Origin of the sequence: Dechloromonas hortensis (genome assembly GCF_009469765.1) — a bacterium.
In the GTDB taxonomy this organism is placed as follows: Bacteria; Pseudomonadota; Gammaproteobacteria; order Burkholderiales; family Rhodocyclaceae; genus Azonexus; species Azonexus hortensis.
Window position 1 is genome coordinate 573,214 of record NZ_SSSQ01000002.1, and the last position, 16,357, is coordinate 589,570.

Consider the following 16,357-nt stretch of genomic DNA (forward strand, 5'->3'; position numbering starts at 1 on the left):
CTCAGCGGCCGGGCGGGTTCAGGAACTCGCCCAGTTCATCGACGATGGCCATTTCGATCGGGCAGATCGCGGCGCACTGCGGCACGCCGTGATCGCCCAGACACTCGGTGCATTTGCCGTCGTCGATCAGGAAATGCGGGGTGTCCTGGAAGATCGCGTCGTTCGGACAGACATCAACGCAGGCCCAGCAATTGACACAGGATTGGGTGATTTGCAGAGCCATTTATGCCACCTTTTTGCTGTCGACCGCGGGCAGCAACTTGCCGGTCGCCGCGATTTCCTTGTACACCGCCAGCACGGCGTCCTCGATCGGCTCCATCGCATGTTCGCCGTTCGGCGCGATGCCTGCGGCTTCCAGCTTGGCCCAGGGCTCGTAACCGATCTTCGAGCAGAGAACGACCTCGCAGCCTTCGAGGATGCGGATATTCCTGTCGAGCAGGGATTCCGTCGCCCCTGCATCGACCACGTCGCCATCGCCGCAGGAGTCCATGCCGCCGCAGTACAGCTCGGTCTTGCGGTGGCTGATGAAGCGAACGCCGGCTGGCGAGGCTTCGTAGATCAGGAACTCCTTGGCATGACCGAAGTGCTCGGCGACGACGCCGTTCTTGCCGGCCACCGCCATCAGCACCGGCCGCGATTCGGCCGGAATGCCGAGGTCCTCGACCTTCGGCTTGGCGTTGCCGCGCTTGGCTTCGAGCTGCTCGATGATCGAGTCGTGCACTTCCTTGCGGCGGACCATGGCGGCTTCATAATCGACATCCATGACGTCGATCTTGTCGAGCGTGAACTCGTCGCCGCGATCTTCGCCCAGCAGGCCGACCGCATCGGCCCGGCACTGGCGGCAGTGGCGCATCATCGCCATGTCGCCGGCACACGCGTCCTGCAGGTCCTGCAGCATTTCCGGGGTCGGTTCCGGCTGTTCCATGATGCCGTAGTAGGTGCCGTGTTCCGGCTCGGCGATCAGCGGCATGACGTTGTGCAGGAAGGCACCCTTGGCCTTGACGATCTTCGAGACTTCCTTGAGATGCTCGTCATTGACGCCGGGGATCAGCACCGAATTCACTTTGACCAGGATGCCGCGGTCGGTCAGCATCTGCAGACCCTTCTGCTGCTGCTCGATCAGGATCTTCGCGCCTTCGATGCCGAAGATGCGCTTGTTTTCCCAGTAGATCCACGGATAGATTTTGGCGCCGACTTCGGGATCGACACAGTTGATGGTGATCGTCACGTGATCGATGTTGTGCTTGGCGATTTCGTCGACGTACTGCGGCAGGCTGAGGCCGTTGGTCGACACGCACAGCTTGATGTCCGGGGCGCGCGCGGAGAGCTGTTCGAAGGTTTCAAAAGTGCGGCCCGGGTTGGCCAGGGGGTCGCCGGGGCCGGCGATACCGAGCACCGTCATCTGCGGAATCTCGGCGGCGACGGCAAGGACCTTCTTGATCGCCTGGTCCGGCGTCAGCAGTTCGGAAACGACGCCCGGGCGGGATTCGTTCGAACAGTCGTACTTGCGGTTGCAGTAGTTGCACTGGATGTTGCAGGCGGGCGCCACGGCGACGTGCATGCGGGCGAAGTAGTGGTGCGCTTCTTCCGAATAGCAGGGGTGGTCCTGCACCTTGGCGCGGATGTGGTCCGGCAGATGGCCCAATGCATCCGGGGCCGTACCGCAGCCGCTGGATGAGCAGCCGCCGCCTTCCGATTCCGACGGGGTGTTGCTGATGACTGGAAGTTCCACGATGAAGGCTCCTCGATAGCTGTGCGGGGTCTTTTCAGCAATCGGTATGCCAGGGGCTAAAGTCTTGTTAAAACAAGCGCTTGTCGGTTTTTGGCCGGGCTCTTGTTGGTGGCTTGTCGTGAACTCGACAAGGCACTGTTTCACACGGGGAGTGGCTCCCGGCCTTGGCTGGCACTAAACTGGGAAGCAGACGGGGAGAGCACCATGAATGAAAACCTGAACACGCCGCTACCGGAGTCGCCCGATTCGCGCACCATCCTGCTGGTCGATGACGAAGAGAACATCCTGTCGTCGCTGAAGCGCTTGTTGCGGCGGGACGGCTATCGCATCCTGACCGCCAGCGGCGGCGAGGCCGGGCTGGAGATCCTGGCGGCCAACGCGGTCGATGTGATCATCTCGGACCAGCGCATGCCGAACATGACTGGGGTCGAATTTCTGCGCCGGGTGAAGACGCTTTACCCCGATACGGTGCGCCTCGTTCTCTCCGGCTACACCGAGTTCCAGTCGATTACCGACGCCATCAACGAAGGGGCGATCTACAAGTTCCTGACCAAGCCGTGGGACGACGAGCAGTTGCGGGCCAGCATCCTGGAAGCCTTCCGGATCAAGGCGCTGGCCGACGAGAACCGGCGCCTGAGCGACGAGTTGCTGCTCGCCAACCAGCAGTTGCGCGTCGTGCTCGACGAGAAGCAGCGCCAGTTGCAGCGCGACGAAGTCGTGCTCGGTATCGGCCAGGAAATCCTGCAACTGGTGCCGCTGCCGATCATCGGTCTGGACGATGACGACATGGTCGTTTTCGCCAACGCCGAGGCCGACCGGCTGTTCGGCCAGGGCGCGCCGCTGATCGGCTCGTTTGCCCAGGCCGTGCTGCCGCCGGCCCTGCTCGACATCATCGGCGGCGCAGTCGGTGAACATCGCTGGGCGCAGGGCGGGCTCGACTGGCCGGTCAATTATCAACGGATCGGCTTCAATGCGGCGACCCAGGGCCGCGTCCTGGTGCTGGGGCCGGCGGCCCGGCCCTAAGTGTCGCCGAACTGCCGGCTTGTCGGGCTTGCGACAAAGCAGGCTTTTTCAAGGTGTTGATAATTAAGCAGGTTTTTCTGGCGCCGCTCTTGCTAGGGCTAGACCATGAAAACCCATCTCGACTGGTCGGCTTACGACACCTATGGCGTGGGCGATGCCTACGCCGGCATTCCCGCCACCGGCGGCAACTACGCCAAGGCGGTTGCCGTCTGCATGAACAATCACCAGTGCCAGCGCGACGGCAAGGGCGTGATGTGCCCGAGTTACCGCATCACGCACGACCCGGCCCATTCGACCGGGGCCCGGGTCAAGGCGTTCAAGGCGGCGCTGAACGGGGAATTGGGCGACGATCCCTTCGCCCATCCTGACCTGGCGCGGGCGATGGATCTTTGCGTCTCCTGCAAGGGCTGCAAGAAGGAATGCCCGAGCGCCGTCGACATGACGCTGATCAAGACCGAGTATCTGGCCCAGAAAAACGAGCGCCTCGGCATCTCGCGCCGGACCCGGCTGTTTGCCGCGCTGCCGGCCTGGCTGCACCAATACCGCCAGTCACTGGCCGTACTGGTCCGCTGGCGCAATGCCTCGCCGTGGCTGGCCGCGCTGGTCGAACGCTGGCTGGGCATCTCAGCCCGGCGGCCGATTCCGGAGATCGTCAGCCGGCCGTTTCGCGAGGCGAAAGCCGAGTCCGCCGGTCAACGCGGCAAAGTGGCCCTTTTTGTCGATACCTTCAGCCATTACTACACGCCGGAAGTGGCCGAGGACGCGATTGCCGTGCTCGAAGCCGGCGGCTACCGCGTCGAGGTGCTGCGCCCGGCGGCGGGCGCTGCCGAACCGGCGCGGCCCCTCTGTTGTGGTCGAACCTACCTGTCGCAGGGCCAGGTCGAGGCGGCCAAAGTCGAGGCGCGGCGGGTGATGGCGGCGCTCGGGCCGGCGCTGGCCGAAGGGACGCCCATCGTCGGTCTCGAACCGTCCTGTCTGCTCGCCTTGCGCGACGAGTTCTACAGCCTGGGGCTGGGCCCGGCGGTTGGGCAACTGGGCAAGCAGGCCTTCCTGTTCGAGGAATTCCTGATGCGCGAGGCGAACAAGGGCTTGCAGCTGAACCTGAAGCCGCTGCCCGGCGGCAAGGCGGTGGTGCATGGCCACTGCCACCAGAAAGCCTTCGGGGCGATGAAGTCAGTGAAGAAGGTGCTGGGCTGGATTCCGGATTTCGAGTTCGAGATTGTCGATGCCAGTTGCTGCGGCATGTCCGGCAGTTTCGGGCTGGAGGCCGAACACTACGCAGCCTCGGTATGCATGGGCGAACTGGCTTTGCTGCCGGCGGTGCGGGCCGCGGCGAGCGACGCGCCGATCATCGCCGACGGTTTTTCCTGCCGTCACCAGATCCTCGACGGCACCGGCCGCCAGGCGATGCACGTCGCTACGCTGCTGCAGCGCGCGCTAGCGTGAACGGCTTTTCCGGATCGTAGAGGCTGGACGACACCTGTTGCAGGTCGCGGCCGAGGTTCAGGTCTTCTTCGCGGATATGCCGTTCAAACCAGTATTCGATATAGCGCAGGACGCCGAAGACATCGATTTTTTGGTGATGCACCTCGTCGATGGCCTTGGCGATGGACTTGAGCATCATTTGGTGCTTGCGGGCATGGGCGGAAAAAATCAGCCCGTTTTCGCCGGCCAGGCGCTCTTCGGTGGCGCAATGCTCGCGCAACTGGTTCATCAAAGCCTCGGCCTCGGCCAGCGGCAGGTCCGTGGTGTCGAGACAGAGCTCTTTGAGTGCGGCTAACCGGGAGAAGAGGGCGGCATGCTGGTCGTCAATTTCCTGAATATTGACGACCAGGGCGCTGGGCAGGAAGGCAGCGGTTTCTTGGTTCATCAATGGCTCCTTTTCAGTCAACGGGCGAGTTCCGGTCGTGCGATGGCAAGTTCTGATTCTCCAGTATAGAGATCGGACGACAAATTGCCAGGTGAAAAAAATGCCATTCGAACATTTATGCCGCTGTGTTCAGGCGGGGGCCTTGCCGGTTGCCAGAATTGTCTCGCCTTTCGACGGCGAGTAGCGATTCTTCAGGCGGAGAAAAGGTTTTTCGAAAAAATGATAGGAAAGCGGCGCGACCAGCACCAGCAGTGCGAGGCCGATCCCCGGGGACGGCGGCCAGATCTGACCGGGGACACGATCGGGGCCGGTGTCGAGGAAAAGGCCCTGATACATGTAGATGCCGTAGGAAATCAGCCCGATGTACTTGAGCGGCGGAAACTCCAGACCCTTGGCCAGGCGGCTGTCCTGGTTGAAGTAGAGCCAGGTCAGGGCCAGTGCGATGCCGATGGTGCGCAGAAAATGAGCCCCGATGTTGTGCAGGAACCACGAGTCGCCCGTCAGATACAGTGAGTTGGCGTAAAACAGGGCGGCGAGGGCCAGGCAGGCCGGATGTTGGGCCAGCCGGCGGGCCGTTCGGGCAGTCCGCTGGCTGCCGATCAGGAGGGCGCTCAGGCAGCCGATGGCGATGGCGTAGCCAGCGATGAAGGACCAGCGCTCGACGAAATAGCCGGCCGCCAGGCCTGCCCTGACCAGATAGAGATGTAGGAGCGGGGCGCTGACGATGAAAGTCAGGAGCAGCCCGAGCAGGGCGAATCGGTATTGGCCGAAGAGCAGCAGAAAGACCGTGGGCCAGACCAGATAGAAGTGTTCTTCGACGGCCAGCGACCAGGTGTGGCCGATCAAGGAGGTGTAGATGTCGGTCGGGATGAAGTTGTAGGAGTAGATGTAGGCGTAGAACAGCGAATCCCACGAGGTGAGATTGGGCACGGCGATGTGGAGCAGGCTGACGACGATCAGAAAAAGTATGTAGAGCGGGAAGATCCGCAGTGTCCGGCGCAGGATGAAATGCCGGATCGAGATGCTGCTCGTGTGATTGAACTCGTTGATCAGCAGCGTCGTGATCAGGAAGCCCGACAGCACGAAGAAGGCCAGGACGCCGGTGCCGCCATGGATCATCGGAAGTATTGCCGGGGGGAGCAGCTTCTGCTCAAGCAGCGCGCCAAACACCCCGAGATGGGTCAGCACGACGGCAATCACCGCCAGCCCGCGTATTCCGTCGAATCCTTTGATCGTCCTGTGCATGGCGCCACACTCCGTCTCCCGGGTTGTCGAGTTCCGCCTTGTTTGGTCGGCAGCAGGGGGCAGTGTGCACCGCAAGCATGCGGTTTCGAATACCGGTTTTTAGGGATTTATGGCGAATATCGGGCTTTGGCGCTGTCCGCGACAACTCTCCTTCGTCTTTGCCGCTGTTCGCCTGGCCAGTAGGCAAACAGCGGCGAATGACGGCTCAGAACTGCTTGACCTCGATATTCAGGGTCTGGATCCGGTAGGCGATCTGGCGCGGCGTCATGCCGAGGATGCGGGCCGCCTTGGCCTGCACCCAGCCCGCCTGTTCGAGGGCGGCGATGACCCGTTCCTTTTCCGACAGGTTGGGATCGTCGATATCCACTTCGGACAGCGCGCCGGGCGTCGTTCCGGAAAGTGGGCTGAAAACCGGGTTGACCGCCGGATTGGCCAGGCTGCGCTGGGCGCGTGGCGGCGTCCGCTCACGGGCGCTCGGAAAGCGGATCAGATCGACGTCGATCTTGCCGTCTTCGGAGAGGACGGCGGCGCGCTCCAGGCAGTTTTCCAGTTCGCGGACATTGCCCGGCCAGTCGTGATTGGCCAGCCGGCGTTGCGCCATGTCAGTCAGGCTCAGCTTGCGTTTCTGATCGTTGCCGATCTTGCCGAGCAGGTGGCGGGCAATTTCCGGGATGTCCTCGATCCGCTCGCGCAGCGGCGGCAGGAAGAGGGGCATGACGTTCAGGCGGTAGAACAAATCCTCGCGGAAATCGCCCATATCGACGGCGGTTTCCAGATCGCGGTGGGTGGCGGCGATGATCCGCACATCGACCTTGATCGTCTTGCTGCCGCCGACCCGCTCGAATTCGCCTTCCTGCAGGATGCGCAGCAGCTTGGCCTGGAAGGGGGCCGAGACTTCGCCGATTTCGTCGAGGAACAGCGTGCCGCCATGGGCCTGCTCGAAACGCCCCTTGCGCGACTCGACGGCGCCGGTGAAGGCGCCGCGTTCGTGGCCGAAGAGTTCCGATTCGAGCAGGTTTTCCGGCAGCGCCGCACAGTTCAGGCGCACCATCGCATTCCTGGCGCGCGGCGAGTTGTAGTGGATGGCGTTGGCGATCAGCTCCTTGCCGGTGCCGGTTTCGCCGCGGATCAGCACTGTGGTGTTCCACTTGGCGACCAAGCGGGCCTGATCGAAAACGCGTCGCATCACCGCCGAGCGGCCGACCATGCTGTCGAAGCCGAACTGGTGGCGGACGGTGCGGCGCAGCAAGTCGCGCTCTTCGAGCAGGGTCGATTTTTCCTGCGCCACTTCGAGCGACAGGCGCAGGCTCTGGCCGATCAGGTTGGCGACCATTTCGACGAACTGGGCGCGCTCTTCGAGCAGGCCGTCCTCCGGTCCTTCCGGCTGGACGGCGAGGACGCCCTGCAGGTTGCCGCCGACCTTGATCGGCACGGCGATGAAGGGCAGTTCAGGGTCATAAAGCTGGGTTCGGTTCAGGAAGCGCGGCTCGTCGGCGACGCGCGGCAGCTTGATGGTGCGTGGTTTTTCTAGGATCAGACCGATCACCCCTTCGCCCGGGCCGTACTGGGCGTCGTCCGAGTTCGGGCCGTCCGGGTTGTAGATGGTGTGGATGGCCAGCTTGCCGGTCTCGGCGTCGACGACACCGATCAGGCCGCGGCTCAGGCCGGCTTCGTCGTGCAGGACGCGCAGCACGTCGCGCAGCGTCTCATTGAAGGCAAGCGAGCGGCTGAGGACGCGGCTGACCGCGTACAAAGCGGCGAGCAGCAGGATGTTCAACTCATGTGTTCGGCAGTAGCCGTTGGCCGGAACGCACTCGTCTGCGGAATGGATGATGTGTTCGTGCATGCTGTTCTCGTCTTGTTCTTAGATCGGGTCGCCGTCGAGGCGGAATTCGACGATCGCCGCGCAGCCGCCGCTCGGGCTTTCTTCAAGGTCGATGATGCCGCCGTGGTCGGCCACCACCTGCTGGGCGCGCGACAGGCCGGTGCCGATATGGCGGCCGCTGCCGTTCTTGGCCGTGAAGAAAGGCTCGAAAGCCTTGTGTCGCCAGTCCGGCGGAATGCCGGGGCCGCTGTCGAGCACCGAAACGATGATGCAGTCGTGGTCGACCGCGCTGGTCAGGCTCAATTCCCGACGCTTCCAGCCCTTGATGTTCATTGCTTCGATGGCGTTATCGACCAGGGCCTTGAACAGCATGCGCAGTTGCAGCGGTCGGCCGAGGATAGCCGGCAGGGTGGCGGCCGGCTGCCAGTCGACGACGATGCCGGCGGCGAGCAGGCGCGGCGTGCAGATTTCCAGCACGTCACGGAGGATTTCGTTGAGATTGATGCTGACGACGATTTCCTGCGGGCTTTGCGGAATGACTTGGCGCAGCGCTTCCATGTGCTCGCGACTAGCCGCCAGCGCCTGCGTCAGCACGCCGGCACTGGCCGGGTCGCGCCGTTGCAGTACCGAGGCGGCCGAAGCCATCACGTTCATCGGCTCTTCCAGCCGGAAAATGGCGGCCGACAGCCCCTCGCGGATCGCCGCGGTACGTTCCTCGTCGGCCAGCACCGCCTGCAGGGCAGCGGCCCGGGCCCGTTCCTGTTCCTCGCGCAGGGAGCTGATGTCGGCGATGGCGAGCAGCAGGCCGGGCTGGCCCTCGGCGCAGAAATAGCTGTCGGCGCAGTCGCTGTGCATGTCGATCAGCGAGGCGCTGACCGACAGCCAGCGCGGCCGCCCGGCGGCGCGGTCGATGCGCGCTTCGCGGTTGGTAAAGCTGCATTTCTCCGGTGTTTCAGCCAGTGTCCTGGCCCAGGCCGGCAACAGGCTGTCGAGCAGCGTGTGGGCCGGTTCCTTCAGGTGCAGGTCGCTGACCAGCTTCTTGTATTCCTGGTTGTCGAGGACCAGGCGGCCGTTCCGGTCGAGCAGTGCGAAGGCCATCGGCGCCGCATCGACGACCGACTCGATCAGGTGTTTCTGGTTGCGGACGACGCGTTCCAGGCGGTGCATCTCGGTCACGTCGCGATGCATGCCGAGGAAGTGCGTGGTCTTGCCTGTGCTGTCGACGACCGGCGAGATGGTCAGTTCGGCCAGGTAGAGATCGCCGTCCTTCTTGCGGTTGAGCAGCTTGCCCGACCACGGCCGCTGGCTCGACAGTTCGCCCCACATCGTCCGGTAGAGCTCGTCGGGCGTCGTGTGGTTGGAGAGTACCGCTTCGTTCTGGCCGATGATTTCATCCGCCGCGTAACCGGTGACGCGGGTGAAGGCTTCGTTGGCAAACAGGATGTTCGCCTTGGGGTCGGTGATCGAGATCGCCAGGTCGGCCTGGTCTACCGCCTGGCGGTAGGCTTCGGATGGCAGCTCTGTTTTCTGCTGAACAGTGGGCGCCGGGGCGCGGTTAACAGCCGACATGGACTTGCTCCTGAGTAGTACGTTGGGCGGGTTGCGGTAGTTCCTTGTGTCTGGTTAAAGCAGCTTCCGTGCCTTTTGCCGAATGACCAGACGGCGGCGGCCAGCCGTCAGGCTTTCGGGGCAAATGCGACGAAATTTCTGTCGCGTTTGCGACATTGCGCTACTCCTGGTTTTGCCCTGTTTTGGTGCGTCGACCGCCGGAGCGTGCATCGATGCGGGTTTGCCGGGTGTTCGCCCGGTTTGGCACGGCTTGTGCAGTGAAGGCGGCAGGTCAACTCGAACTCCTTACCGCCATGAGCGAATTTATCCTGCTGCTTCTCTCCACTGCGCTGGTCAATAACGTGGTGTTGATCAAGTTCCTCGGCCTCTGCCCGGTGATGGGCGTGTCGAAGAGCGTCGACAGCGCCTTCGGCATGGGCCTGGCCACCACCTTCGTCATCACGCTCGCCGCCGGTGCCTCGTGGATGCTCGACAACTGGTTGCTCGCCCCGTTCGGCCTGGGCTACCTGCGCATCCTGACCTTTATCCTGGTCATCGCCGCCGTCGTCCAATTCACCGAGATGTTCATCAAGAAGGCCAGCCCCGGCCTTTACCAGTCGCTCGGCATCTACCTGCCGCTGATCACCACCAACTGCGCCGTGCTCGGCGTTGCGCTGCTCAACGTCGAACAGAAGTTCAGCCTGTTCAAGAGCCTGCTCTACGGTTTCGGCTCGGCGCTCGGCTTCACCATCGTGCTGCTCATCTTCGCCGGCCTGCGCGAACGGGTGGCGCTGGCCCGCGTGCCCGCCGCCTTCGCCGGGGCGCCGATCGCCTTCATCACCATCAGCCTGCTCGCGCTGTCCTTCATGGGCTTCTCGGGCCTCAACGTTTAAGGGGAGAAACGATGATCGCCGCCATTCTTAGTCTGACCATTCTCGGTGCCGCGCTCGGTATCATCCTTGGCGTTGCCAACAAGTTCCTGCAGGTCGAAGGCAACCCGCTGGTCGACGAACTGATCGCCATGATGCCCGGCTCCAACTGCGGGCAATGCGGTTTCCCCGGCTGTTCCGGCGCCGCCTCGGCGATTGCCGATGGTTCCGCGTCGCCGGCCTGCTGCCCGCCGGGCGGCAAGACACTGGCGACGGCGATTGCCGCCAAGCTCGGCATCACCATCGACCTTTCGGCCCTGGCCGATGATGGTCCGAAGATCGCCACAGTGGCTGAAGAGCTGTGCATCGGCTGCTGCCGGTGCAGCAAAGTCTGTCCGACCGATGCCATCCTCGGTGCCGCCAAGCAGATCCACAACGTGCTGCGCGAAGCCTGTACCGGCTGCAGCAGTTGCGTCGAAAAATGCCCGACCGAGGCGCTGGTCATGACGCCGGTGCCGGTCACCCTGCAACACTGGGTCATGCCCAAACCTCTTGCCGCGTGAGATCACCATGGGATTCATGAACCTCTTCAAGCACTTCCTCGGTAACGACTGGGGCGTGCATCCGGCCGACCACAAGCACCCGGCCGCCGCTGCACCGACCCGCAAGCTGCCGATTCCGCCGCGGCTCCATCTGATGTTGTCGCAGCACGTCGGGGCGCCGTCGCGGCCAGTCGTGCTGGTTGGTCAGAAGGTGAAGAAGGGCGAGCTGATCGCCGCAGCCCACGGCAATATCTCGGCGCCGCTGCATGCCTCGACCTCCGGCACGATCAGCGCCATCGGCGAAATCACCGCGCCGCATACCTCCGGTTTGCCCGGCATGGCGATTTCGATCGATAGCGACGGTGAAGATGCCTGGCTGGACAGCGAGCCGGTCGCCGATCCCTTTGCCCTGAGCCCCGAGGAAATCGCCAATCGCGTCGCGGCGGCCGGGGTGGTCGGGTTGGGGGGAGCGACCTTCCCCTCATCGGTCAAGCTCAACCTTGGGCGCCGTTCGAAAATCGACACGCTGATCATGAACGGCAGCGAGTGCGAACCCTATCTTTCCTGCGACGATCGCCTGATGCGCGACCGCGCCGCCGATATCGTGACCGGCATCCGGCTGATGCTGATCTCGACCGGCGCCCAGGTCGCCAAGGTCGGTATCGAGGACAACAAGCCGGAAGCGATTGCCGCGATGCAGGAGGCGGCGGCGCGCTTCGACAAGGTCAGCATCGTGCCGGTGCCGGCTCGTTATCCGATGGGATCCGACCGCCAGTTGATCGTCGAACTGACTGGCCGCGAGGTGCCGTCCGATGCCCGTGCCGCCGATGTCGGCGTGATCGTTCATAACGTCGGCACCGCCTACGCGGTACAGCAGGCTGTCTGTCTCGGCCGGCCGCTGGTCAGCCGGCTGATGACGCTGAACGGCGGGGCGGCGGCGATGCCCGGCAATTACGAGGTGCCGCTCGGTACCTTGATCAGCGATCTGGTGGCCTTCACTGGCGGCCTCAAGACTTCGGCTGCCAAGCTGGTGATGGGCGGCCCGATGATGGGCACCGTGCTGCCGCATCTGCGGGTGCCGGTGATCAAGGGCACCAGCGGCATTCTGCTGCTCGATGCCGGCGAGGCGGCGGAACTGGAGCCGGAGGCCTGCATCCGTTGCGGCAGTTGCGTCAAGGCCTGCCCGATGGGGCTGCTGCCGCTCGAAATGAGCGCCCGCATCCGCAACGACGACATGGATGCCGCGGTCGATCTCGGGCTTTCCGATTGCATCGCCTGCGGCTGCTGCGCCTACGTCTGTCCATCGCACATCCCGTTGGTCCAGTATTTCTATCACGCCAAGGGCGAACTCTCGGCGCGGCAGCGCACCCAGTTGCGTACCGAGGCAACCAAGAAACTCGCCACCCAACGCCAGGAACGGCTGGAGCGCGAAGCCCGTGAAAAGGCCGAGGCTGCCGCCAAGCGCAAGGCGGAACGGGCCGCGCAACAGGCGGCTGCTGCGGCGGCAGCCCAGGCAACCACCACTGCTACGGTCGACACCGTAAAACAAGGAGAATCGGCATGAATAGCGCGACGCTCGCTGTCGAAACAATTGCCTCGCCGCATGCCCATGGCGGCAATTCGGTGGCGCGGACGATGTTCCGGGTCCAGATGGCACTGGTCCCGGCCACCGCCTTCGGTTTCTGGCTGTTCGGTTGGCCGGCCTTCTTTCTCTGGCTGCTGACCATTCTTTCCTGCCTCGGTTTCGAGCTGCTATCGCTGAAGCTGATGGGGAGCCGGCGCATCAAGGGCACCTTGTGGGATGGCTCGGCGCTGCTCACCGGCTGGTTGCTGGCCCTGACGCTGCCACCCTGGGCGCCATGGTGGGTGGCCGTGATCGGCGCTTTCATCGCGATCGTGATCGGCAAGCAGGTTTTTGGCGGAGTGGGGCAGAACGTCTTCAACCCGGCGATGGTGGCGCGGGTGGCGCTGCTGGTCTCGTTCCCGGTGCCGCTGACCCAGTGGGTGACACCATTGCCGCTGATGTCGGTCGGGGCGCCTGATTTTGTTCATGGCCTGCGCATCTTCCTGACCAGTCTGCCGCTGCCGGATGCGATGGCCAGCGCCTCGCTGCTCGGTTATACCAAGACCGAAATGTCGCGCGGCATCGACCTGCTCAATTCGCTGGCCGGCGCCCATGCCCCGGCCATGTCGTGGATCGGCGCCCGCTCGGGCAGCCTGGGCGAATCGGCCTCACTGCTGATCCTCGGCGGCGGCCTGTACCTGCTGGTCAGCGGCATCATCACTTGGCACACCCCGCTGGCGGTGCTGGCCGGCCTGGCGATCCCGGCGGCGATCGGCCATGCCGTCGATCCGGCGCATTACCTGAGCGTTTCCGCCCACCTGTTGTCCGGGGCGGCGATGCTCGGCGCTTTCTTCATCGCCACCGATTACGTCACTTCGCCGAATACCGGCAGCGGGCAGATCGTCTTCGGCCTGGGCGTCGGCCTGCTGACCTGGATCATCCGCAGCTACGGCGGCTACCCGGAGGGCATGGCCTTCGCCGTGCTGCTGATGAATGCGCTGACCCCGGTCATCGACCGTTTCGCCAAGCCGCGCATCCTCGGCCGCGACCGCAAGGGCAAGCCGCTCGATATTCCGGAAAACAAGGGAGCCTGAGATGAACTTTGAATCCTTCCGCGAAAAGATGGGCTACCAGCCCATCCTGCTCGGCACCTTCGCGCTGCTCGCCAGCGGCGCGCTGGCCTGGGCCTCGAATGCCACCGGCGGCGCGATTGCCGCCGCCGAAGCCAAGGACTTGCGCGACTCGCTGTCGGAAGTGCTGCCACAAGGTTTCGCCGATAACGATTTTCTCAACGACAAGCTGGAAATCGAGCGTGACGGAAAAATGGTCACCATTTACCGCGCCCGCCAGGGCGAGACAGTCAAGGGGGCCGTCTTCAAGGTCGGCGAGCGTGGCTATGCGGCGGAAATCCAGGTCTTGATGGCGGTCGATGCCGAGGGGAAAACCCTGGGCGTCCGTGTCATCAAGCATGCCGAAACGCCCGGCCTGGGCGACAAGATCGAAGTCAAGAAAGATCCGTGGATCAAGGATTTCGACGGCAAGGGACTGGGCAATCCGGCCCCCGAGAAATGGGGCGTCAAGAAAGATGGCGGTATTTTCGACCAGTTCGCCGGGGCGACCATCACGCCACGTGCCGTGGTCAAGGCAGTCAAGGGCGGGCTGGATTTCTATGCCGCGCATCGCAAGGAAATTCTCGGAGACAAGTCATGAGCGACGCCCTGAAAGAAGTCCCCTTGGGGGGCGCCCTGAAAGAAGTCCCCTCGGGGAACAACTACGGCAACATCATGAAGGAAGGCCTGTGGGAGCAGAACGTCGTCTTCTCGCAACTGCTCGCCATGTGTCCGACGATGGCGGTTACCACCAGCGGCACCAACGGCCTTGGCATGGGGCTGGCCACGACGGCAGTGCTTATCGTTTCCAATATCCTGGTCTCGATGATCCGCCATACGGTCAGCTCGCAGGTGCGGATTCCGGTCTTCGTCGTGCTGATTGCGACCTTGGTCACCGTCGTCGATATGGCGATGAATGCCTGGCTGCATGATCTGTACAAGGTACTCGGCCTGTTCATCGCGCTGATCGTGGTCAACTGCGCCATTCTCGGGCGGGCCGAGGCCTTTGCCGTGAAGTCGGGGGTGGCCGCGTCGGCGGTCGATGGGCTGGCGATGGGCCTCGGCTTTACCGGAGCGCTGACCTTCATCGGTCTGATCCGTGAGTTTCTTGGGTCCGGCACCTTGTTTGCCCAGGCTTCCAACCTGCTTGGGCCGTCCTTCGCCTTTCTCGAAATGAAGGTGCCCGGCTACGGCGGCGCCTTGCTGATGATTTTGCCGCCGGGCGGCTTCGCCATTCTCGGCTTCCTGCTGGCCGGCAAGCGTGTCATGGAAAGGAGGCTGGACGAACGAGCAAAGCAACAGACGGGTGATGCAGCACCTGTCGCCGCCTAAGGAGAAAACCGTGCAGATTGGTATCGCCTATTCCGAGCCGGGACAACAGATCTGGCTGAATATCGAGGTTCCTGACGAGTCGACCGTAGCAGACGGCATCGAGCGGTCAGGCTTGCTCAAACAGTTTCCACATATTGATCTGTCAACACAGAAAGTCGGAGTCTTCGGTCGTCTGGTAAAGTTGGAAGCCGCCTTGAAACCGGGCGACCGTATTGAAATATACCGGGCAATCATTGCCGACCCAGCAACCGTCCCGCGTCGGGACATGGATGATGAAGAATAAACAATATGTCTTTAACGATAGGTGTGGTGCGCGAAAGCGCGCCAGGAGAACATCGCGTCGCGCTTGTGCCGGAAACGGCCAAGAAGTTTCAGGCCCTCGGGGCCAAACTCGTCCTTGAGAACACCCTGGGGCTGGAAAGCCACTTCATGGATTCAACCTATGAAGGCGCGACTTTCGACCAGGAAAAATCGGGGATTTACCGTAATTCAAACCTGATTCTGCGCGTCGCCCCGCCGACGCCGGAAGAAATCGCCGAAATGCCGGAAGGCTCGGTTTTGATCGGCCTGCTCAAGCCGTTTGAAGACAAGGCCCGTCTTGCCGCGCTCAATGCCCGCAAGATCACTGCCTTCGCCCTCGAACTGCTACCGCGCATCTCGCGCGCCCAGAGCATGGATGCCTTGTCGTCACAGGGCTCGTGCGCCGGCTACCAGTGCGGCCTGATCGCTGCGGCCCGCTGCACCAAGTTCTTCCCGATGCTGACCACCGCCGCCGGCACCATCCGGCCGGCCCGCGTGCTGGTGATTGGGGCCGGCGTCGCCGGCCTGCAGGCGATCGCCACCTGCAAGCGCCTCGGCGCCATGGTCGAAGCCTACGACGTGCGGGCCGCCGCCAAGGAGCAGATCGAATCGCTCGGCGCCAAGTTCGTCGATACCGGTGTCTCGGCCGACGGGGCAGGGGGTTATGCCCGCGAACTATCCGCCGAGGAAAAGGCGCAGCAGGCCGAGAAGCTGGCCAAGGCGGTCGCCATGGCCGATGTCGTGATCACCACGGCGGCCATTCCCGGCAAGAAGGCACCGGTGATCATTACGGTCGACATGATCAAACGCATGAAATACGGCGCCATCATCGTCGACATGGCCGCCGAATCCGGCGGCAACTGCGCGCTGACCCAGCCCGGTGAGCATGTCGTCGCCAACGACGTGAATATCCACGGCCCGTTGAATCTCCCTTCGCGCATGCCGACGCATGCTTCCGAGCTGTACGCCAAGAACCTCTACAACTTCCTGTCGCCGTGGATCAAGGACGGCCAGCTCGAGTTCGACTGGAGCGACGAAGTGGTGGCCGGCACCTTGCTGTGCAAGGACGGCGCGACGGTGCATGCCACCGTGAAACAGGTTCTGGGAGACGCATGATGGACGGTTTGCTCGCTTTATATATCTTCACGCTCGCCGCCTTCACCGGCTACGAGATCATCGCCAAGGTGCCGGTCATCCTGCACACGCCGCTGATGTCCGGTTCCAACTTCGTGCACGGCGTCGTCGTGGTCGGCGCCATGCTGATGCTCGGCACCGCCGACACCGTCGTCCAGCAAGCCATCGGCTTCTTCGCCGTTGCCCTTGGCGCGGCCAATGCGGCTGGCGGCTACGTGGTCACCGAGCGCATGCTCGCCATGTTCAAGAAGAAGGAGGCTTGAT

17 protein-coding genes are annotated in these 16,357 nt (G+C 63.3%); 11 read left to right on the forward strand and 6 right to left on the reverse strand.

Annotated features, from left to right (window positions below; all coding sequences use genetic code 11):
• Position 1: 1 nt before the first annotated feature.
• Both GH663_RS06075 and nifB read right to left on the reverse strand, forming a co-directional pair.
• On the reverse strand, positions 2 to 223 hold the full coding sequence (locus GH663_RS06075; protein ID WP_153130758.1) for a 4Fe-4S binding protein: 222 nt from the start codon (positions 221 to 223) through the stop codon (positions 2 to 4).
• On the reverse strand, positions 224 to 1,732 hold the full coding sequence (gene nifB, locus GH663_RS06080) for a nitrogenase cofactor biosynthesis protein NifB (RefSeq protein WP_153130759.1): 1,509 nt from the start codon (positions 1,730 to 1,732) through the stop codon (positions 224 to 226). It abuts the gene before it with no gap.
• Between the two features lie 204 nt (positions 1,733 to 1,936).
• Here nifB and GH663_RS06085 point away from each other — a divergent pair, with 204 nt between their 5' ends.
• Entirely contained in the window at positions 1,937 to 2,755 is an 819-nt protein-coding gene (locus GH663_RS06085; RefSeq protein WP_205629846.1) for a response regulator, read from the forward strand.
• Positions 2,756 to 2,860: 105 nt separating this feature from the next.
• Positions 2,861 to 4,201 carry a (Fe-S)-binding protein gene (locus GH663_RS06090; RefSeq protein WP_153130760.1) on the forward strand — a complete coding sequence of 447 codons (1,341 nt, stop codon included), beginning with the start codon at positions 2,861 to 2,863 and terminating at the stop codon, positions 4,199 to 4,201.
• Here GH663_RS06090 and GH663_RS06095 read toward each other — a convergent pair.
• From GH663_RS06095 to nifL, 4 genes are all read right to left on the reverse strand, one after another.
• Positions 4,173 to 4,625, reverse strand: coding sequence for a bacteriohemerythrin (locus tag GH663_RS06095; protein WP_153130761.1), 453 nt, complete (start codon positions 4,623 to 4,625; stop codon positions 4,173 to 4,175). The genes GH663_RS06090 and GH663_RS06095 overlap by 29 nt on opposite strands.
• A 129-nt stretch (positions 4,626 to 4,754) precedes the next feature.
• On the reverse strand, positions 4,755 to 5,870 hold the full coding sequence (locus tag GH663_RS06100) for an acyltransferase family protein (protein ID WP_153130762.1): 1,116 nt from the start codon (positions 5,868 to 5,870) through the stop codon (positions 4,755 to 4,757).
• 205 nt (positions 5,871 to 6,075) lie between these two features.
• Positions 6,076 to 7,716, reverse strand: coding sequence for a nif-specific transcriptional activator NifA (gene nifA, locus GH663_RS06105; RefSeq protein ID WP_153130763.1), 1,641 nt, complete (start codon positions 7,714 to 7,716; stop codon positions 6,076 to 6,078).
• 18 nt (positions 7,717 to 7,734) lie between these two features.
• Complete coding sequence (gene nifL / locus GH663_RS06110) at positions 7,735 to 9,264, reverse strand: nitrogen fixation negative regulator NifL (RefSeq protein ID WP_153130764.1); 1,530 nt, start codon at positions 9,262 to 9,264, stop codon at positions 7,735 to 7,737.
• A gap of 293 nt (positions 9,265 to 9,557) precedes the next feature.
• Between nifL and rsxA the strand changes: the two genes are divergently transcribed.
• Genes rsxA through GH663_RS06155 form a run of 9 tightly spaced genes read left to right on the forward strand, consistent with a single transcriptional unit; the run spans position 9,558 to position 16,356 of the window.
• Entirely contained in the window at positions 9,558 to 10,136 is a 579-nt protein-coding gene (rsxA, locus tag GH663_RS06115) for an electron transport complex subunit RsxA (RefSeq protein WP_066882323.1), read from the forward strand.
• An 11-nt stretch (positions 10,137 to 10,147) separates the two neighbouring features.
• Positions 10,148 to 10,675 carry an RnfABCDGE type electron transport complex subunit B gene (locus GH663_RS06120; protein WP_066881908.1) on the forward strand — a complete coding sequence of 176 codons (528 nt, stop codon included), beginning with the start codon at positions 10,148 to 10,150 and terminating at the stop codon, positions 10,673 to 10,675.
• A gap of 7 nt (positions 10,676 to 10,682) precedes the next feature.
• Positions 10,683 to 12,218 (forward strand): electron transport complex subunit RsxC, encoded by a 1,536-nt coding sequence (gene rsxC, locus GH663_RS06125; RefSeq protein WP_153130765.1) that lies wholly within the window; start codon positions 10,683 to 10,685, stop codon positions 12,216 to 12,218.
• Positions 12,215 to 13,312 (forward strand): RnfABCDGE type electron transport complex subunit D, encoded by a 1,098-nt coding sequence (locus GH663_RS06130; protein ID WP_153130766.1) that lies wholly within the window; start codon positions 12,215 to 12,217, stop codon positions 13,310 to 13,312. The genes rsxC and GH663_RS06130 overlap by 4 nt, the downstream gene beginning before the upstream one ends.
• A gap of 1 nt (position 13,313) precedes the next feature.
• Entirely contained in the window at positions 13,314 to 13,928 is a 615-nt protein-coding gene (locus GH663_RS06135; RefSeq protein ID WP_066881913.1) for an RnfABCDGE type electron transport complex subunit G, read from the forward strand.
• Positions 13,925 to 14,659: an electron transport complex subunit E gene (locus GH663_RS06140; protein ID WP_170291347.1), complete on the forward strand. Its 735-nt coding sequence runs from the start codon at positions 13,925 to 13,927 to the stop codon at positions 14,657 to 14,659. The genes GH663_RS06135 and GH663_RS06140 overlap by 4 nt, the downstream gene beginning before the upstream one ends.
• Positions 14,660 to 14,669: 10 nt before the next feature.
• A complete protein-coding gene (locus GH663_RS06145) occupies positions 14,670 to 14,942 on the forward strand; it encodes an RnfH family protein (protein ID WP_066882325.1) in 273 nt (90 codons plus the stop codon).
• A 5-nt stretch (positions 14,943 to 14,947) separates the two neighbouring features.
• Positions 14,948 to 16,075 carry an NAD(P) transhydrogenase subunit alpha gene (locus tag GH663_RS06150; protein ID WP_153130767.1) on the forward strand — a complete coding sequence of 376 codons (1,128 nt, stop codon included), beginning with the start codon at positions 14,948 to 14,950 and terminating at the stop codon, positions 16,073 to 16,075.
• Positions 16,075 to 16,356 (forward strand): NAD(P) transhydrogenase subunit alpha part 2, encoded by a 282-nt coding sequence (locus tag GH663_RS06155; protein WP_205629859.1) that lies wholly within the window; start codon positions 16,075 to 16,077, stop codon positions 16,354 to 16,356. Before GH663_RS06150 ends, GH663_RS06155 begins: the two co-directional genes overlap by 1 nt.
• Position 16,357 lies beyond the last annotated feature (1 nt).